An 18,030-nucleotide genomic window follows, 5' to 3' on the forward strand; every position below is an offset into this window, starting at 1 on the left:
CAAGCCTGGACCGCAAACGACGACGGCGCCCTCGGGCGCCGTCGCATTACCGCATCGGAATTGTCGCTTACTGCGCGTCGGGATGCTTGACGAAGTAGCCCAGGCCGGTTGGCTTGACGCTTTCCATCACCAGCGCATAGCTGACCTTGTCGAAGGTGCGGAACACCATCGCGTGCGAGGCGTATTCGTCGGGCAGGCCGACGGTGGAGCCGGCCGGGCCGCTGAAGTCGTCGTCGGTCCGCGAGAAGCGCGAATGCTTGACGCGGTCGCTGACCGTGCGGCCCTTGCGCCATATCGAGAACACCGTGCCGTTGTTGATGCCTTCGCGGGCGCCGCCGGAGATGGCGATCACATCGCGGGTACCGCCGACGATGAAGGCATCGGAGATGGCCAGCACCCGCAATTCGGTCTGCAGCGCCTGTTCCGACGGCGGATGCGGGATGAACTGCAGGTCGTACGGCTGCGCTTCGACGGCAACGATGCGATCGCCGGCGCGCACTTCGCGGCCGCTGTCCTGCAGCAGCAGGGTGGCCGCCTTGGAATTGCCGCCCGCCGCGCTGCGCGTGATGGTGCCGACGTTGACCTGTGCCAGTTCGTAGCCCAGGAATTCGCGGCGCGTGCTCGGCGCGATGTAGTTCTTCCAGATGTTGCCGGCGCCCGCGGTGATGTTGCCGGCCGCATCGAGGTCTTCGTTGTGCTTGGGCAGGCTGAACTTCACGGTCGGGCGCACCACCGCAAAGCGCTGGCCCGGCTGTGCATCGTCCAGGCCGACCACATAGGCCACCTGGCCGGTGGTGGCGCGCGCGCGGCCGCCTTCCAGGCCCACCACGTACGGCAGCTGGTCGAAGTCATCGGTGACGCGCAGGTTCTTCAGGAACGGCTCGACCTCCGCCAGCGGAATCGCGTTGATCGGCGCTTCCTGGCGCGGGCCGGGCTGGACGGTGCCCTTGGCGACGCGATCCAGGTAGGCCAGGCTGATCACGTCGCCGGGGTAGATCAGGTGCGGATTCTGGATCTGCGGGTTGGCCTGCCAGATTTCCGGCCACAACCACGGCTTCTGCAGGAAACGTCCAGCAATGTCCCACAGGGTATCGCCCTTGCGGACCACGTAGGTGTCTGGATGTTCGCCCACCGCTTGCGCGGCAGCGTAGGTCGCGACGGTCAGCATCGCCGCAGCGACGACCGTACGAAGTCGGTTCAACATGAGTGCCTTCTTGCCTGATTCCCCAACAGGTCCGCGCACTATAGTCCAGAAACCGGGGCGTCACGCAAGCATTGCGCTAGAATGACAGCGTCTTGCCGGCGCAGCGCCGGTGTTCCCAGACGGGTAATCCCATGGCTTTGCTCCCTATCCTCGAATTCCCCGACCCGCGGCTGCGCACCAAGGCCGTGCCGGTCGATGCTGCCGAGCTCACCAGCCCGGCATTCCAGACCCTGCTCGACGACATGTTCCAGACCATGTACGAGGCGCCCGGCATCGGCCTGGCCGCCAGTCAGGTGGACGTGCACAAGCGTTTCATGGTGATCGACGTCAGCGAGGAGAAGAATCTCCCGCAGGTGTTCGTCAACCCGGAAATCGTGAGCAGGCAGGGCGAGCAGGTGTATCAGGAAGGCTGCCTGTCGGTACCGGGCATCTATGCCGATGTCGCCCGCGCCGATGCGATCACCGTGCGCTATCTCGACCGCCAGGGCAAGGCGCAGGAACTGAGCACCGATGGCCTGCTGGCGGTGTGCATCCAGCACGAGATGGACCATCTGGACGGCAAGCTGTTCGTCGATTACCTGTCGCCGCTCAAGCGCGAGATGGTGCGCAAGAAGCTGGCCAAGCAGCGTAAACACGTGGCCTGACGGCCGGGATTTGGGACTTGGGAGTCGGGATTCGCAAAGCCGGTTCTCTCACCGATTGCCGAATCCGCCGTTGCGACTCCCCAATCCCCACTCCCGAACCCCCGCCCTATGAGAATCGTATTTGCCGGTACGCCGGATTTTGCCGTCGCCTCGTTGCGCGCCGCCGCGCAGCGGCATGAAGTGGTGGCGGTCTATACCCAGCCGGATCGGCCTGCCGGCCGTGGCCGTGGGTTGACGCCCTCGCCGGTCAAGCTGGAGGCGATCGCGCGCGGCATTCCGGTGTTGCAGCCGCAGACATTACGTTCGCCCGAGGCACTGGCCACGCTGCGCGCGCTCAATGCCGACCTGATGGTGGTGGTGGCCTACGGCCTGATCCTGCCCAAGGCGGTGCTGGCCGCGCCGACCCACGGCTGCTGGAACGTACATGCCTCGTTGCTGCCGCGCTGGCGTGGCGCCGCGCCGATCCAGCGCGCGATCGAGGCCGGCGATACCGAAACCGGCGTCTGCCTGATGCAGATGGAAGCCGGGCTGGATACCGGCCCGGTGCTGCTGTCGCAGCGCATCGCAATCGGCGAGCAGGAAACCGGCGGGCAGCTGCACGACCGCCTGGCCGCGCTGGGCGCGCAGGTGCTGTCCGATGGCCTGGGCCTGCTGCGTGCCGGCATCCGTCCGGTGGCGCAACCGCAGCCGGCCGAGGGCGTGACCTACGCGCACAAGCTGGACAAGGCGCAGGCGCGGCTGGACTGGGCGCAGCCGGCGCAGGAACTGGCGCGGCGCGTGCGCGCGTTCAATCCATGGCCGGTGGCCGAGGCGTTGCTGGCCGGCGAGCGCGTGCGCCTGCATGGCGCGGTGGCGCTGGAGCTGGCGCATCAGCAGGCGCCGGGCACCCTGCTCGCCGCCAGCAAGCAAGGCATCGACATCGCCTGCGGGCAGGGCGCGCTGCGGGTGCGCGTGCTGCAGCGCGAGGGCGGCAAGGCGATCACCGCTGCCGACTACCTCAACGCACGCCGCGACCTGCCGGCGCTGCGCTGATGCCGGCAGAGACCGCAATGGCGGGCGTGGGCTCGCGTCTGGCCGCGGCACGGGTGCTGACGGCCGTGTTCGACCAGGGCCGCTCGCTCAAGGCCGAACTGGCCGCGACCCTGCCCGGTCTTGATGATCCACGCGACCGCGCGCTGGTGGAGGCGATCTGCTTTGCGGTGCTGCGCCGCCGCCCGGCCTATGACGTGGCATTGCGGCAGTGGCTGGAACGCCCGTTGCCGCCGCGCGATGCCGAACTGAAGGCGCTGCTGATGGCCGGCTTCGCCCAGCTCGACGTGCTGCAGCTGCCCGCGCATGCGGCCTTGTCGGCCACCGTGGACGCGTGCCGCGCGTTAGGCCGGCCGCGTCAGGCCGGCATGGTCAACGCGATCCTGCGGCGCGCCCAGCGCGAGGGGTTTCCGGCGGTGTCCGCCGATGCGGGCTGGCCGTCCTGGCTGCGCAAGCAACTGCGCGCCGATTGGGGCGACCAGGCCGAGACCATTTTCGAGGCAAGCGCGCAGATGGCGCCGATGTGGCTGCGCGTGCAGCGCTCGCGGATCGACCCGGCCGGCTATGTCGCAGGCCTGGCCGCGCTGGGCATCGCCGCCGAAACGGACGCGGTGTTGCCGGATGCGGTGCGTCTGCACGGCGCGGTGCCGGTGAGCCAGTTGCCGGGCTTTGCCGAGGGCGATGTCTCGGTGCAGGACGGCTCCGCGCAGCAGGTGGCCGATGCGCTGGTGCTGGCGCCGTCTGCGCGTGTGCTCGATGCCTGCGCCGCGCCCGGCGGCAAGGCCGCGCATCTGCTGGAGCGCCATCGCGGCCTGCAGCTCACCGCGCTGGATGTGGATGCGCGCCGGCTGGAGCGGGTGCAGCAGACCCTGCAGCGCACCGTGCCGGGCGCGCAGGTGACCCTGCACGCGGCCGATGCGGCCGAGACCGCCGCATGGTGGGACGGCCAGCCGTTCGATGCGGTGCTGCTGGATGCGCCGTGTTCGGCCACCGGCGTGGTGCGCCGTCAGCCGGACGTGCTGCTGCATCGCCGTGCCGACGATATCGACGCCTTGTGCGCATTGCAGGCGCGTCTGCTCGATGCCAGCTGGCGCACGCTGCGACCGGGCGGGCAGCTGCTCTACACCACCTGTTCCCTGCTTGCGCGCGAGAACCAGGCGCAGGTGGATGCCTTCCTGCAGCGCACTGCCGACGCACGGGCGCAGCCGCTGGGTGCGCAATTCGGGCATGCGGCCGGTGCCGGACGGCAGCGTTTCCCCGGCGAGCGGCACTGCGACGGTTTTTTCTACGCGCTTTTGCTAAAAGCGTCCTGACCGCGCGCCGAACCCGGCGCTCCACCTCCGCACCCACGCCATCCGTCATGCTCAAGACTCGTGCTTCCAAGGATTTCTGGCTGCTGGCCATCACGGCTGTGCTGGTGATCGGCGCCGGCCTGGGACTGCGCGACCCCTGGCCGTCGGACGAGCCGCGGTTTGCGCTGGTTGCCAAGCAGATGGTGATGAGCGGCGATTGGTTGTTCCCGCATCGCGGCAACGAGCTGTACTCGGACAAGCCGCCGATGCTGATGTGGCTGCAGGCGCTGTTCTACACGCTGCTGGGCAACTGGCGGGTGGCGTTCCTGTTGCCGTCGCTGCTGGCGGCGCTGGGCACGCTGGCCTGCGTGTACGACCTCGGGCGGCGGCTATGGACGCGGCGCGTGGGGGTCTATGCGGCCTGGATGCTGCTGTTCACGCTGCACTTCACCTTCCAGGCCAAGAAGGCGCAGATCGATCCGCTGGTGGTGTTCTGGATCACCCTGGCCAATTACGGATTGCTGCGCCATCTGTTGCTGGGGCCGGCCTGGCGCTGGTGGACGCTGGGCTGGTTCGCCGCCGGGCTGGGCGTGATCACCAAGGGGGTCGGCATCATCGCCCTGCTGATGCTGATCCCGGCCGGCATTGCGGCGGCGCGCGGCTGGCCGGGCGTGCGCGTGCATGTGCGCGATCGGCGTTTCTGGCTGGGGCCGCTGTTCTTCTTCATCGCGATCCTGTTGTGGTTCGTGCCGATGATGGTGACCGCGCTGACTGCCGGCCAGCCCGAGTACCGCGTCTATCTCAACGACATCCTGCTGCGCCAGACCGCCAAGCGTTACGCCAATTCCTGGGATCACGCGCAGCCGGTCTGGTACCACTTCAAGGGCATGGCCACGATGTGGCTGCCGACCATCCTGTTGCTGCCCTGGGCGATCCCGGCCTGGTGGCGCCGGCTCAAGCGACGCGATGCGCGCTATCTGTTGCCGCTGGCCTGGTGGCTGCTGGTGCTGGTGTTCTTCACCATTCCCAGCGGCAAGCGCGATGTGTACATCCTTCCGGCGCTGCCGATGTTCTGCCTGGCCCTGGCGCCGCTGGCGGCAGGCCTGCTGCGCCGTGCCGGGGTGCAGCGGCTGCTGTTCGGATTCGTGGTGCTGCTGACGGTGGCCTTCGTTGCCGGCGGTGCGGCGATGCTGATCGGGCACCCGGGGTTCGAGCAGAAGATCATGGACAGCCGTGGAGTCGGCAGCGAGGCCACCGACCCGCTCGGCTGGCTGCTGCTGGCGGTGGGCCTGTGGGGCATGGCCAGCCTGTTGCTGCTGCGGGTGCGCCGTTCCGCGCTTGCCGCCGCATCGCTGCTGGGCGCGTGGTGGGTGGCGTTCGGGTTGGTCTGCTATCCGATCTTCAACGATTCCAGTTCGGCGGGCGCGGTGATGCGCGAGGCCGGGCGCCGGATCGGCCCGGATGCGCAGCTCGGGCTGGTGGCCTGGAAGGAGCAGAACCTGCTGATGGCCGACCGCCCCGCGCAGACCTTCGGCTTCAAGGTGCCGTGGGAGCAGCAACTGCAGCGTGCGGTGGCCTGGCAGGCACAAGACCCGGAGCAACGCTGGCTGATGGCGCAGGAGACCGCGCTGCTGGCCTGCGTGGACCGCAGCCGCAGCCAGATGGTGGGCGTGGCCAACCGCCGTCGCTGGTGGCTGGTACCGGCCGATGCCGTGCACGGCAGCTGCGTGGCAAGTGCCGAGCAGCGGGCAGTGGAAGCGCAGGAGCAGGGCAACCTGGACACCGAATGAGCCGGCGCAGCACAGGCTCCGGCCACGATCGGCGGCGCGTCAACGCCGCCGCCGGCCGTCGTCTAGCATGGATTCATGCGGGACGTCGTTAGCTTGGCCGGCGTCGCTGACGCGTGCCGCCCGATTCACCCCCATTCGCCACCGATGTCTGAATGAATTCCTTGCCCACCCAGCCCGCTGCACTTTCCTCCTCGGCTCCCATTGCATCACCGGCAGGTGTGGGCATTGCCGAACTGGGTGTCTTTGCGTTGACCGCGCTGGTGGTCAACATGCCGAGTGGCTTGCTGCCCTTCGGGCTGTGCCTGCTGCTTGGCTCGCTGGTGGGCTGGCGCAGCCTGCGCGCGGGCATCGTCGCGCGCAGCTGGTCGGTGCGCGCGCTGGGCTGGCTGACGGCGGCGGTGATCGCGATGTCGCTGCTGTCGATCGTGCTGTTCGAACACGGGCTGCGCGATGTCGACAACCGCTCGCGCTTTCTGGTGCTGCCCTGGGCGGCGGTGTGGGCGTACGCACTGCAGCCGCGCCAGATCTGGCTCTGGCGCGGCGCGTTGGCCGGCGTGTTCGCGGCAATGGTGATCGCCATGCTGCAGGTGATGAACGGGGCCCCCCGCGCCGAAGGCTGGACCAATGCGATCGTGTTTGCCGATATCGCGCTGATGCTGCTGGTGGTGGCAGTGTTCTGCCGTCCGGTCGGCCATGTGCGCTGGCTGGTGGGCGCGGGCATCGCCACGGTGGTGGTGATCGTGCTCAGCGGCAGTCGCGGGGTGTGGTTGTCGTTGCTGGTGACCCTGGGCGTGCTGATCTGGGGCGCGCCCTGGCAGAGCGCACGCCTGCGCTTGCTGACCTTCGTCGGCGGTGCGGTGCTGGCGGTGGGCGTGGTGCTCAGCGTGCCGGCCTTGACCGAGCAGATGCGCCTGGGCGAGTTGCAGAGCGACCTGCGGCGCTACGAGGTCGGCGACAGCGACTCGTCTGCCGGTGCCCGTATCGAGCGGCTGCACGTGGCCTGGGATACCTTGCGCGCGCATCCGCTGACCGGCATCGGCGTCGGGCGCTTCGACGATGCGATGCGCGAGCTGCCGGTGTGCGCCGGCGACACCTGGCTGCTGCGCTGTCATCTGGGCCATGCGCACAACGATCTGGCCGAGTGGGGCGCCACCCAGGGAGTACCGGGGCTGTTGTTGTTGTTTGCGGTCTACGGCGTGCCGTTGTGGATCTTCGTGCGGCTGCATCGACGCAGCGGCCAGCGCCAGTTCCGCGGGCCGGCAGCGGCCGGTGTGATGATCGTGGTGAGCTATGCCCTGTGCGGACTGACCCAGTCGATGTTTGCGCACCAGGTGTCGGCCAGCTTCTACACGGCGATGGTCGGTGTGCTGGTCGGCCTGGCAGCGCGCCAGGCGCAGGCATACTCGGTGCGAGCGGCCGACAAGGCCTAGCGAGCGGCCTTGCGGTGGGTGGTGGGCTCGGCCCCATCATCGGATAGGTGACTGTTGGCTCGGAGCGCCGACCTGGCGGCGGGTGCAGCCGTCGCGGCGGTCGCAAGCGGGTCGCTGCGTTCAGCCGTCGCGGCGATCGTCCACGCGCGGCGGATCCTGCACCGGTTGGTTGTGCTGCAGCAGCCACAACATGATGGTCTTCTGGCGCACGTAGTTGGCGCGGACATAGGCGTAGATCAAGCCGTGCCAGCCATCGCGAAACCCGCCACGCAGCAGGTAGCCGCGCCAGAAGCGCCAGGCCGGTGCCAGCACCAGCTTGTTCCAGGTCGCACGCTTGCCGCGCGCGTAGTCGTGCTCGGCCATCATCTGCGCGTAGCGCTGGGTCTTGGCCAGTTGCTGCGCCAGCGAGCGGTAGGGGTAGTGGATCAGGTCGCCCGCCAGGGTCATGACCGCCCCGTCGACACTGGCCGCTTCGTGGATCTCGCGCTTGCCGCGCCAGCCGCCACGGCGTCGATCGAACAGGCGCAGCACCCGATCCGGATACGCATTGCCATGGCGCAGGAACCGGCCGAAATAATCCGACAGCCGTGCGAAGCGATAGCCGGCCGCACCGGCAAAACCGCCATCGCGCGCGGCAATGATCGACGCACGCAAGCCATCGCTGACGCGTTCGTCGGCATCCAGGCACAACACCCAGTCATGGCTGGCCTGCGCCACGCAGAACGCCTTCTGGCTGCGATAGCCATCGAAGGTACGTTGCAGGACGCGTGCGCCATGTGCGGTGGCAAGCGTCACGGTGGCATCGGTGGAGCCGGAGTCCACCACCACGATCTCGTCGCAGAACGCCAGCGAGCGCAGGCAGTCGCGTAGGCGATCGGCCTCGTTGAACGCGATAATGCAGGCGCTGATGCGCGGCCGTTCGTCGGGTGCGGTCGAAGAGGACATGTGATGGCTCAATACCTGCTGTTCGCAACGGAGCGTTACGCGTTGCCTATTCTGGCGCCATTGGCGCAGGCATTACAGGCCCGCGGGCACGCCGTGTCGGCCTGGTTCGAGGGTGGTGCGCGCGGGCTGGTGTTGCCGGATGTGCGCCAGGTCGGCCTGCGCGAGGCGCTGTCGCTGCGCCCGCAGGCGGTGTTCAGCGCGGCCAACTGGGTGCCGCCGTTCATTGCCGGTGCCAAGGTGCAGCTGTTCCATGGTTTCAACGTGCAGAAACGCGAAGACAACCGTGGGCACTTCCGCGTGCGTGGACTGTTCGATCTGTATTGCACCCAGGGCCCGGCCACCACGGCGCCGTTTCGCGCACTGGCCGAGCGCGAAGGGCATTTCGCGGTGGTCGAAACCGGCTGGCCCAAGCTCGACCCGGTGTTTCGCGACGATGGCGGACGCAGCGCTGCACTGCGCGCGCCCGCCAACGGGCGGCCGGTGATCCTGTTCGGCTCCACGTTTACCGAGCGCTTGAGCGCTGCGCCCGCGCTCTATGACGAAATCGCCCCCGATATCGCGCGCGGTGCGCATTACTGGCTGCTGACCCTGCACCCGAAGTGCGCGCCGGAGCTGTTCGATCGCTATCGCGCGTTGGCCGGGCCGCATGCATGCTTTGTCGAACCCGAACAGGTCATGGCCGCGCAGCGTGCGGCCGATGTGCTGGTGTCGGATACCTCATCGATCGTGTCCGAGTTCGTGGTGCAGCACAAACCGGTGGTGACCTTCCGCAACCGCGTGCCACAGCCGCATATGCTGGACTTCCAGCAGCCCGGGCAATTACCACAGCAGCTGGCGCGCGCGTTGGCGCCGGATGCGGCGCTGCGCAGCGCGCTGGCCAGGTATGCCGACGCGATCCACCCGTACCGCGACGGGCAGTCGTCGGAGCGGGTGATTGCAGCGACCGAGGACTTCATCGCCGGCAAGCTCGGTCCACTGCGGCGCAAGCCGCTGGGCGCAGTGTGGCGCGGCCTGCAGATCCGCCGCGAGCTCGGATACTGGGGCCCGTCCCGGCGCTGAAACCGGGGTTTGATCAGTGGCTCCAAGTGGCTGCCTATCAGCAGTCTTCAACCAATCCCGAATCCCTAATCCCGATTCCCGATTCCCAACTCACCAACGCAACTTGCGCCGCGTCAACGCGGCACCCAACCGGGCCTGCAGCGCCTGCGCCTGTGCCAACGGCACAAAGCGCAGGCGTAACCCCGGGCCGGTCGGGCTGGCGCCGGCGGTGTCCAGCCACAGCGTTGCGGTGCCGGACAGGCGATCCAGCGGCGAGCGTTGCAGTTGCAGCGCCTGCAGCTTGTCCAGCTCGGCCAGCCGCCACCAGCGTTTCCACCAGCCGCCGCGCACGGCGACAAACCGCGCATCCACCGCATAGCCCATGCGGTGCACCTGGCGATGCGCCTTGAACGCACTCCACGGCAACCACAGCAGCAACCACGCCGCCTGGTTGCCGAATTGCCAGGCCAGGCCGCCCACCAGCGGCAGCAGCACCAACAGCGTGGGCAGGCTCAATCGCCACCAGCAATGCGTGGCGATCGCCTGCCACTGCGCAGGCGGCCAGGCAATCCCCGGCAGCAGGCGCTGCAACAAGGCATCGCAGCGCTGGGGCTCGGCGATCGGCGCAAGCTCCTTCAATGCGCTGCCTTCGCTGTCGGCGGTGCCGGCCACTGCGGTCTCCACCCGCAACTGGCGACGGCCGAACAGGCGATGCAGGCGGCTTTCGTACAACGTCCACGACTGGATGCGCCGCAGCGCCACACTGCTGCGGATGCGCGTCAGCAGGCCGCGCTCCACGGTCAGGCGGCGCTCGGATTGGCTGAGGTGGAAGCCGTGGTACTGCGCCACCGCCAGGGCCACCGACAAGGCGCGCATCGCGATCAGCACGGCCAGGGTGCCGAGCACCACCAGGGTCGCGGCGACGGCCGTCCCCGGATGGACCTGGCTGACATAGCGGTACGCCAGCTCGCCGTTGTGCTCGACGAAGTTGGACACCGTGCGGCGCGGGATCATCTGGTAGATCACGCCGAAGCTGGCAGCCACCACCACCATGCCGCGATTGGAGATCAGCCCCAGCCGGATCACTTCGCCCAACGGCAGGCGCAGCAAGCTGTTGCTGTCGGCCTCGGGCTGCGGCGTCGTGGCGTCGGCATCATGCGTGCGGCGACGGATCAGGTCTTCCAGCGCCAGCGCCTGGTCCAGCCGCAGCACGCGCATTTCCGCTTCGGGCTTGTGGCCACCGGCCGATTCCAGGCGCACTTCGGCCACCCCGGCCAGCCGGTGCAGCAGCGACTGGTGCACCACCACGTTGTGGATGCGCGCGAACGGGATATCGCGCCGGCTGCGTTCCAGCAGCCCGCTGCGGATCGCCACGCCATCGGTGCCGATGCGGTAGCGGTAGGTGAAATAGCGCAGCACCGAGATCGCCACCAGCACCGTCATCACCACGCCGGTGGCGATGTGGTCGGCCGAGTCGCGGCTGCCATCGCGGCTGCCGAACAGGATCAAGGCCGCCAGCGGAATCAGGAACTGGCGGATCTGCTGCAACAGCACGAACACCCACGACAACGGATGCAGGCGCTGCTCGTCCTGGCCGGGATGTTCGATGGCACTCACAGCGCGTCGTCGTCGTGATCGAGCTGGCGGGCGAGGCGGTCGCGCAGGCGTTCGGCATCGCCCTGATCCAGGCCGGACAAGGCCACCGCGTTGAGCCTGCTGCCGGCGGTATGCACCACCAGCGTGGTCAGCCCGGTGGCGCGTTCGATCGGGCCGCGGCGCAGGTCCACGTGCTGCACGCGCGAAATCGGAATGCGCGTGTCGCTCTGCCAGAGATGACCGCGTTGCAGCGCCAGCCCGTGGTGGTCGAGTTTCCAGTGGGTGAGCCGATGCCGTTTGACCGCGAACCACGCGCCCAGCAGCGCGGCAACCACGGTCAGGCCCAGCACCAGCGGCCAGTGATGCCAGGCGTGCAACCCCGTGGCGGTCACGCCGGCCGCGATCAGCCCGGCACATCCGCCGCCCAGTGCGCCGTTGACGCCGGCCACATAGGCCCCGCGCTGCGGTAGCGGCTGCCACTGCGTGTGGTCCACGGCCGGACCCTCTGCCGGCGCGGCGGTGACGATGACCTCGGGGTGCGGCGGTGGAGCGTCGTGCACAAGGCTGGCCTGCAGAAGCGGTGCGCAAGCATAGCCGGGCGCCGAGGGCGGGCGCATCCGGCGCAGGCGGCGCTTACTGTGCGGCCAGGATCAGCGCGTCCACATCCAGCGCATGCCCGGCGCGCGCGGCCTTGGTACGCAGGTACTGCTCGTTTTCCGCAGTGATGTCGCCGGTCACCGGGATGCGGTCTTCGACCGCGATACCGGCCGCGCGCAGGCGCTCGGCCTTGGCGGGATTGTTGGTCAGCAGCCGGATCCGGCCGATCCCCAAGCCGCGCAGCATCGCCACCGCACTGCCGTAGCGGCGCTCGTCCGGGCCAAAGCCCAGTTGCGCGTCGGCGTCGATGGTGTCCAGGCCGGCATGCTGGTAGCCGTACGCGCGCATCTTGGCGGCGATGCCGGTGCCGCGGCCTTCCTGGTCCAGGTACAGCAGCACGCCGCCGCCGAGGTCCTTCAGCTTGGCCAGGCCATGCCGCAGCTGGTCGCCGCAATCGCATTTGAGCGAGCCGAACAGATCGCCGGTCAGGCAGGAGGAATGCACGCGCACCGGCACTGCGGCCGACAGGTCGGGCTGGCCGACCACGATCGCCACCTGGTCGCGCTGCGCCACCCCGCCGCGAAACACCACGAACTCGCTCATCCCCAGCCCGCGCAACGGCACCGGCGTGCGGGTGACCAACTCGTAGCCGGCAGCGGCGGATGTAGCGCAACCGCTGGCCAGATCGTCCAGTGCCAGCGACTGGCAGCCGGCGAAGGCGGCCTGGTCATCCGCGTCGTGCAGCTCCACCGCCAGCATCGCCGGCAGCAGCAGTCCCAGCCGCGCGATCTCCACCACGCCTGCGTCCAGCGCATCGCCCGCGGTCCACTGCGTCGGGACCGGGGTGTCGCGCAGGTAGGCCAGGGCCGCGAGCTGGTCGTAGTCGTGCTCGGCCAGTGCCACGCGTGCGCCCTGCGGGGCGTTCAGGCCCAGCACCTGGGCACGGGTCGGGGTGACGAACAGATAGTGCCGGCGCTGCGCCGCACGTGCGAAGGCCGCATACGACTGCGCGGTGCTGCTGTCCAATGCCAGTACCGCGCGTGCCTGCCCGTTGGCCGCGGTCAGCAGCACCGGGCGGCCAGCGCGCAGCTCGGAGGCGGCGCGCTCGCAGCGGATCGCCGCCGGATCACCGAAGGCCTGTGCGCTGGGGGAGGGGACGGGGCTGCTCATGCACGACTCCAGATGGGGATTGCCACGGCCGCTTCAAGGCGGACGCTGCCGCGGCCACTGCCTGCCGCATGCGGCCATTGTCGCGTGGTTCGCAATCGCCAGTCGCCACGGCCGGGTGGAACGCTGCATCCAGCGCCCGCCGTTTGAGTTGCACGGCAGGCGTGGATTGGTTGCATGCCGGCTGCGTTGTTCATCGCCGGGCAATGCCTTTTAATCCCCAGACCCCCCTGCCCGTATCGGATCCCATGTCTCTTATCGACTGCAGCGAAGACCGCCACGCCAGCGCCATCCTGGACATCTTCAACGACGCCATCGCCACCTCCACCGCGTTGTACGACTACAAGCCGCGGCCGCCGGAAAGCATGGTCGGCTGGTTTGCCACCAAGCGTGCAGGCGGCTTTCCGGTGATCGGGGTGGAAGCGGCCGACGGCAGCCTGATGGGCTTTGCCAGCTACGGCACCTTCCGCGCCTGGCCGGCGTTCAAGTACAGCGTCGAGCATTCGGTCTACGTGCACCGCGACCATCGCGGCAAGGGCCTGGGACGCCTGCTGTTGCAGGGTGTGATCGCGGCGGCAGAACAGCGCGGCGTGCATGTGCTGGTCGGCGGTATCGATGCCAGCAATCAGGCCAGCATCGCCTTGCACGAACAATTCGGCTTCACCCACGCCGGCACCGTGCGCGAGGCCGGTTTCAAGTTCGGCCGTTGGCTGGACCTGGCGTTCTATCAGCGCATCCTGGCCACCCCGGCCGATCCGCACGACGATTGAGCCTGTGGCGGTGGTTGCCAACGCCGCAACGGCGGCGGCACTTTGCGCAAGCGGATCTGTCTGCAGTCCGCCGCGGTCAGTGCGGATGCCGCTCGGTCGCATATGGATTGGCCTCGCCGCTGCCCGGCGGGCGTAGCGTGTAGCGCTTGTAGGTCCATTGGTACTGCGCCGGGTCGCGCCGGGCGATCTGTTCGATGCCTGCGTTGAGCGCGCTGGCGGCGCGCACCGGGTCGGCGTCGGCCACTGCAGGGTCGGCCGGCTGCACATGCAGCGCAAACTGCAGGTCACCGCCGGCGCGTTCGCACCAGCCATACAGCACGATCGCGCCGGTGCGCTCGGCAAGCCGGTTGACCAGGGTCATGGTCAGGGCGGGGATGCCGAAGAACGGCGCAAACACGCCATCGCCCATTTTCGGCTGCTGGTCGGGCAGGATGCCGACCGCACCGCCGTCCTTGAGCACCTTGAACAACTGCCGCACCGCCGGGCCTTCGGCACGCACCTGGCGCACGTTGTCGCCGCCGCGGGCCAGTTGCAGGAAGCCGTCCACCGTGTCCGATTCCGGCGGGCGGTAGACGATGGCAATCGGCCCGCGTTCGGACAGCCACTGGTTGAGCAGCTCCCAGTTGCCGAAGTGCGGCGCGGCCACGATGACGCCGCGCCCGGAGGCCAGCGCCGCGTCGTAGAGTTCCTGGCCATTGCGCTTCAGCCGCGCCAGGTTCTCGGCCGGCGGGCGGGTCCAGGTACGCAGCACTTCCAGCGTCTGCCGCGCGGTCGACCGCAGCACCTGCGCATGCAGCTGCGCGCGCTGGCCGGCATCCAGTTCCGGGTACGCCAGCTCCAGGTTGCGGCGTGTCACTCGGGACTCGCGTGCATCGAGCTTGCGCCAGCTCCAGGCCAGCGCGTCGGCCACACGTTTGAGCAGCGGCCACGGCAGGCGGCCCACGGTGGCGGCGGTGGCGTAGAGCAGGCGGGCACGGACATCGGGTTTCATCCGCGCAATTCTAAACAGCGCGGCCGGCCAAGGCCCGCGCGTGACAGCACGGGCGGCGCTGGGCATGCTGCGCGGCCCGGTTTGCTGCCTGAGAGTGCCCATGCTTGCGCTGATCCAACGCGTCACCCGCGCCGCAGTCACGGTCGATGCGCAGACCGTCGGGCAGATCGGTCCCGGGCTGCTGGCGCTGGTCGGGGTAGAGCCCGGCGACAGCGACGCGCAGATCCGGCGCCTGGCCGAGCGCCTGCTCGGCTACCGCGTGTTCGCCGACGACACCGGCAAGATGAACCACTCACTCGCCGACACCGGCGGCGGCCTGCTGCTGGTCAGCCAGTTCACCCTGGCCGCGGACACCCGTTCCGGCAATCGCCCCGGCTTCAGCACGGCGGCGCCGCCTGTGGAGGCTGAACGGGCGTTCAATCAATTGGTGGCGATCTGCCGGCAAAAACATCGCGGCGGGGTGGAAACCGGGCGCTTCGGTGCCCATATGGTTGTCGACCTGGTCAACGATGGCCCGGTGACTTTCCTTCTCAGACCCTAGAAACCCACGTCCACCAGCGGTCCTGTCTTGAATCCGGCAGACCGGGCTTCACGCTGGTATAATGCTAGGTTCTCTTTCCAATCTCAAAGCCGGTGGCGCGAGCACTCATGGCCAACGAACGTCCTGCCCAGCAATCCGACATCAAGCTACTGATCAGCAAGGGCCTGGAACAGGGCTATCTGACCTACGCCGAAGTCAATGACCACCTGCCCGACGACCTGGTCGACCCGGAGCAGATCGAAGACATCATCAGCATGATCAACGGCATGGGCATCGATGTCCATGAAGTTGCGCCCGATGCTGAAACCCTGTTGCTCAACGATGGCAACACCGGCAACCGCGAGGTTGACGACACCGCAGCCGAGGAAGCTGCCGCCGCGCTGACCGCGCTCGACACCGAAGGTGGCCGCACCACCGACCCGGTGCGTATGTACATGCGCGAAATGGGCACGGTCGAGCTGCTGACCCGCGAAGGCGAAATCGCCATTGCCAAGCGTATCGAAGAAGGCCTGAGCCAGGTCCAGGCAGCACTGGGCGTGTTCCCGCTGTCGACCGAAATGCTGCTGGCCGATTACGAAGCGCACAAGGAAGGCAAGAAGCGTCTGGCCGAGATCGTGGTCGGCTTCAACGACCTGATCGAAGAAGCCGACGCCGCCGCTGCCGCGCTGGCCGCCGCCGGCCCGGTCGCGGTCGACGAGGATGCGGTCGATGAAGACGACGACGAAGACGGCGATGACGACGCTGCCGAGGAAGAGGCCGGCCCGACCGGTCCGGACCCGGTGGAAGTGGCCACGCGCATGGAGAACCTGGCCAACGAATACGCCAAGTTCAAGAAGATCTATGCCAAGAACGGCGCCGAGCACAAGCTGGTGGTCAAGGCGCGCGAGGACATGGCCGCCATCTTCACCACGCTCAAGCTGCCGCTGCCGCTGACCGATGCGCTGGTCACCCAGCTGCGTGGCGTGGTCAACGGCATCAAGGACCACGAGCGCAAGGTGCTGCACCTGGCCACCACCGTGGCACGCATGCCGCGCAAGGATTTCATCCGCTCCTGGGAAGGCAACCAGACCAACCTGGAATGGGTGGAAGACGCACTCAAGCGCAAGCAGAAGTGGTCGTCGGCGCTGCGCGACGTCAAGGACCAGATCGTCTCCGAGCAGCAGGGCTCGATCGAGATGGAGAAGGCCAACTACCTGACCCTGGGCGAGATCAAGGAGATCAGTCGCGCGATGGCCTATGGCGAAGCCAAGGCACGCAAGGCCAAGAAGGAAATGGTCGAGGCCAACCTGCGCCTGGTCATCTCCATCGCCAAGAAGTACACCAACCGTGGCCTGCAGTTCCTCGACCTGATCCAGGAAGGCAACATCGGCCTGATGAAGGCCGTGGACAAGTTCGAATACCGTCGCGGTTACAAGTTCTCGACGTATGCAACGTGGTGGATCCGTCAGGCCATCACCCGTTCGATCGCCGATCAGGCGCGCACCATCCGTATTCCGGTGCACATGATCGAAACGATCAACAAGTTGAACCGCATTTCCCGCCAGATGCTTCAGCAGTTCGGCCGCGAGGCTACGCCGGAGGAGCTGGCCAAGGAAATGGACATGCCCGAGGACAAGATCCGCAAGGTGATGAAGATCGCCAAGGAGCCGATCTCGATGGAAACCCCGATCGGCGACGACGAGGATTCGCATCTGGGCGACTTCATCGAGGACACCAACGTGGAGTCCCCGATCGACAACACCACCAACATCAATCTCTCCGAGACGGTGCGTGACGTGCTGGCCGGGCTGACCCCGCGCGAGGCCAAGGTGCTGCGGATGCGCTTCGGTATCGACATGAATACCGATCACACGTTGGAAGAAGTCGGCAAGCAGTTCGACGTCACCCGCGAGCGGATTCGTCAGATAGAGGCCAAGGCGTTGCGCAAGCTGCGTCACCCGAGCCGTTCGGAGCAGCTGCGCTCGTTCCTGGACATCGACTGATCCAGTCGTCGTACTGGTGCAGTGATCACACAACAGCCCCGCACTTGCGGGGCTGTTGCGTTGTGGGGCGTGCCGCAGGCTATGCTTGTTGGGTGGACGTTTGCCGAACCAAGATGCGTCGGGGATGGCGCAGCTGACGTTCACGCCTCGGCGACGAAGCCAGACAGCGGCGCAACATGAAGCCGATGTTTGTTCCAGGCTCACGTGACGTTCTAGCCGTGGCTTCTAAGTTGATGGACGAATGGAACGAGGCCGTCGTATGAGCAGGCAAAGCCGGTTTGAAACCACCACATACCGCGAGCACGAGATTCGCGTACGCGCCGAGCAGGCGTCCCCTGGCGCCAAGTGGACGCTGTGGGTCGACGTGTATGCATTGGGCGGCAAACGCCAGCCACGCATCAGTGGCCGGGAAGCGGGCTGGGAGACCTACCAGGAAGCCATCGCGCAGGGATTCCGCGCGGGCCGGCAGCTGGTCGATGCGCAGCTTGAGGTGGCTTAGAGGCTGAGATTGGGGAGTGGGGATTCGGGAGTGCTGATTGCTGGGTGCCAGTAGCTACCGGATCTTGCACCGCCAATGGTGCGCAGCGCACCCTGACCGCGTCCAGATTCAAGAGCCCGGCTTGCGCCGGGCTTTTTTGTGCGGGCAAGCGCAGGTGGGTGCAGGCGCTTGTCCTCATCGACGCCGGATGTCAGCAGACAGCGACGCGCGCGGACAGGTAAACTTTCGCCTCAGCTGGACGGTCCGACATGCCCCGCATCTCGCCACCCACCCTGCCGGGCCTATAGCTCAACGGTTAGAGCAGAGGACTCATAATCCTTTGGTTCCAGGTTCGAATCCTGGTGGGCCCACCAAAAAGCAGTCCAGGGATGTGCGAGTTAGTCCAAGAATCGCGGGAAACTACTCGAAAATCTTTTGACGTCCAGTGGTATCCAGTTGCATCCGGCGAAATAGCGAGTCGGGCTGTGAGTCGTGGAGCGGCAACGGGTTACTCCGACTCGCAAATATCTGACTCA

At 67.6% G+C, this 18,030-nt stretch carries 15 protein-coding genes, 1 tRNA gene and 1 pseudogene; 11 read left to right on the plus strand and 6 right to left on the minus strand.

Features of this window, described 5'->3' with window-relative positions; translation table 11 throughout:
• Positions 1-67: 67 nt before the first annotated feature.
• On the minus strand, positions 68-1,204 hold the full coding sequence (locus EO141_RS06200; protein ID WP_104584069.1) for a LysM peptidoglycan-binding domain-containing protein: 1,137 nt from the start codon (positions 1,202-1,204) through the stop codon (positions 68-70).
• Between the two features lie 131 nt (positions 1,205-1,335).
• Between EO141_RS06200 and def the strand changes: the two genes are divergently transcribed.
• The 5 genes from def to EO141_RS06225 all read left to right on the plus strand — a co-directional run bounded on the left by def (position 1,336) and on the right by EO141_RS06225 (position 7,389).
• On the plus strand, positions 1,336-1,848 hold the full coding sequence (def, locus tag EO141_RS06205; RefSeq protein ID WP_104584070.1) for a peptide deformylase: 513 nt from the start codon (positions 1,336-1,338) through the stop codon (positions 1,846-1,848).
• Between the two features lie 108 nt (positions 1,849-1,956).
• The gene (fmt, locus tag EO141_RS06210) at positions 1,957-2,880 is read left to right on the plus strand and encodes a methionyl-tRNA formyltransferase (RefSeq protein ID WP_115050834.1); all 924 of its coding nucleotides are present in this window, start codon (positions 1,957-1,959) and stop codon (positions 2,878-2,880) included.
• Positions 2,880-4,190, plus strand: coding sequence for a 16S rRNA (cytosine(967)-C(5))-methyltransferase RsmB (gene rsmB / locus EO141_RS06215; protein ID WP_127168755.1), 1,311 nt, complete (start codon positions 2,880-2,882; stop codon positions 4,188-4,190). Before fmt ends, rsmB begins: the two co-directional genes overlap by 1 nt.
• A 47-nt stretch (positions 4,191-4,237) precedes the next feature.
• Positions 4,238-5,959: a glycosyltransferase family 39 protein gene (locus tag EO141_RS06220; RefSeq protein ID WP_127168756.1), complete on the plus strand. Its 1,722-nt coding sequence runs from the start codon at positions 4,238-4,240 to the stop codon at positions 5,957-5,959.
• A 152-nt stretch (positions 5,960-6,111) separates the two neighbouring features.
• A complete protein-coding gene (locus tag EO141_RS06225; RefSeq protein ID WP_127168757.1) occupies positions 6,112-7,389 on the plus strand; it encodes an O-antigen ligase in 1,278 nt (425 codons plus the stop codon).
• 120 nt (positions 7,390-7,509) lie between these two features.
• Here the strand turns inward: EO141_RS06225 and EO141_RS06230 are convergent, their stop codons facing one another.
• The gene (locus EO141_RS06230; protein ID WP_127168758.1) at positions 7,510-8,334 is read right to left on the minus strand and encodes a glycosyltransferase family 2 protein; all 825 of its coding nucleotides are present in this window, start codon (positions 8,332-8,334) and stop codon (positions 7,510-7,512) included.
• Between EO141_RS06230 and EO141_RS06235 the strand changes: the two genes are divergently transcribed.
• Positions 8,335-9,393, plus strand: a complete 1,059-nt coding sequence (locus EO141_RS06235; protein ID WP_127168759.1) for a CDP-glycerol glycerophosphotransferase family protein — start codon at positions 8,335-8,337, stop codon at positions 9,391-9,393.
• Positions 9,394-9,483: 90 nt separating this feature from the next.
• Here the strand turns inward: EO141_RS06235 and EO141_RS06240 are convergent, their stop codons facing one another.
• From EO141_RS06240 to ribA, 3 genes are all read right to left on the minus strand, one after another.
• Positions 9,484-10,989: a PH domain-containing protein gene (locus tag EO141_RS06240; RefSeq protein WP_127168760.1), complete on the minus strand. Its 1,506-nt coding sequence runs from the start codon at positions 10,987-10,989 to the stop codon at positions 9,484-9,486.
• Entirely contained in the window at positions 10,986-11,462 is a 477-nt protein-coding gene (locus EO141_RS06245) for a PH domain-containing protein (RefSeq protein ID WP_104584141.1), read from the minus strand. Before EO141_RS06245 ends, EO141_RS06240 begins: the two co-directional genes overlap by 4 nt.
• Positions 11,463-11,601: 139 nt before the next feature.
• The gene (gene ribA / locus EO141_RS06250) at positions 11,602-12,735 is read right to left on the minus strand and encodes a GTP cyclohydrolase II RibA (protein ID WP_127168761.1); all 1,134 of its coding nucleotides are present in this window, start codon (positions 12,733-12,735) and stop codon (positions 11,602-11,604) included.
• Positions 12,736-12,980: 245 nt separating this feature from the next.
• Between ribA and EO141_RS06255 the strand changes: the two genes are divergently transcribed.
• Positions 12,981-13,502, plus strand: coding sequence for a GNAT family N-acetyltransferase (locus tag EO141_RS06255; protein WP_115677809.1), 522 nt, complete (start codon positions 12,981-12,983; stop codon positions 13,500-13,502).
• Between the two features lie 76 nt (positions 13,503-13,578).
• On the opposite strand, the gene EO141_RS06260 is transcribed toward EO141_RS06255, so the two are convergent.
• Entirely contained in the window at positions 13,579-14,595 is a 1,017-nt protein-coding gene (locus EO141_RS06260; RefSeq protein ID WP_206514781.1) for a lauroyl acyltransferase, read from the minus strand.
• On the opposite strand from EO141_RS06260, the gene dtd reads away from it, so the two are divergent.
• The 4 genes and pseudogenes from dtd (at position 14,594) to EO141_RS06280 (ending at position 17,868) form a co-directional block, all read left to right on the plus strand.
• Positions 14,594-15,034 (plus strand): D-aminoacyl-tRNA deacylase, encoded by a 441-nt coding sequence (dtd, locus tag EO141_RS06265; protein ID WP_115677810.1) that lies wholly within the window; start codon positions 14,594-14,596, stop codon positions 15,032-15,034. The genes EO141_RS06260 and dtd overlap by 2 nt on opposite strands.
• Positions 15,035-15,141: 107 nt before the next feature.
• Positions 15,142-17,016, plus strand: a complete 1,875-nt coding sequence (rpoD, locus tag EO141_RS06270; RefSeq protein ID WP_016902493.1) for an RNA polymerase sigma factor RpoD — start codon at positions 15,142-15,144, stop codon at positions 17,014-17,016.
• A 185-nt stretch (positions 17,017-17,201) separates the two neighbouring features.
• Positions 17,202-17,515 (plus strand): annotated as a pseudogene (locus EO141_RS06275) (hypothetical protein).
• A gap of 277 nt (positions 17,516-17,792) precedes the next feature.
• Positions 17,793-17,868: transfer RNA gene (locus EO141_RS06280), tRNA-Ile, on the plus strand.
• Positions 17,869-18,030: the final 162 nt, after the last annotated feature.

It is taken from the genome of Xanthomonas sp. BRIP62415 (assembly GCF_003993515.1).
Taxonomy (GTDB): Bacteria; Pseudomonadota; Gammaproteobacteria; order Xanthomonadales; family Xanthomonadaceae; genus Xanthomonas; species Xanthomonas euroxanthea.

Coding starts and splice junctions, on each gene's coding strand:
- EO141_RS06200 (WP_104584069.1), bottom strand. CDS start 1,204: ATGTTGAACCGACTTCGTACGGTCGTCGCTGCGGCGATGCTGACCGTC.
- def (WP_104584070.1), top strand. CDS start 1,336: ATGGCTTTGCTCCCTATCCTCGAATTCCCCGACCCGCGGCTGCGCACC.
- fmt (WP_115050834.1), top strand. CDS start 1,957: ATGAGAATCGTATTTGCCGGTACGCCGGATTTTGCCGTCGCCTCGTTG.
- rsmB (WP_127168755.1), top strand. CDS start 2,880: ATGCCGGCAGAGACCGCAATGGCGGGCGTGGGCTCGCGTCTGGCCGCG.
- EO141_RS06220 (WP_127168756.1), top strand. CDS start 4,238: ATGCTCAAGACTCGTGCTTCCAAGGATTTCTGGCTGCTGGCCATCACG.
- EO141_RS06225 (WP_127168757.1), top strand. CDS start 6,112: ATGAATTCCTTGCCCACCCAGCCCGCTGCACTTTCCTCCTCGGCTCCC.
- EO141_RS06230 (WP_127168758.1), bottom strand. CDS start 8,334: ATGTCCTCTTCGACCGCACCCGACGAACGGCCGCGCATCAGCGCCTGC.
- ribA (WP_127168761.1), bottom strand. CDS start 12,735: ATGAGCAGCCCCGTCCCCTCCCCCAGCGCACAGGCCTTCGGTGATCCG.
- EO141_RS06255 (WP_115677809.1), top strand. CDS start 12,981: ATGTCTCTTATCGACTGCAGCGAAGACCGCCACGCCAGCGCCATCCTG.
- dtd (WP_115677810.1), top strand. CDS start 14,594: ATGCTTGCGCTGATCCAACGCGTCACCCGCGCCGCAGTCACGGTCGAT.
- EO141_RS06260 (WP_206514781.1), bottom strand. CDS start 14,595: ATGGGCACTCTCAGGCAGCAAACCGGGCCGCGCAGCATGCCCAGCGCC.
- rpoD (WP_016902493.1), top strand. CDS start 15,142: ATGGCCAACGAACGTCCTGCCCAGCAATCCGACATCAAGCTACTGATC.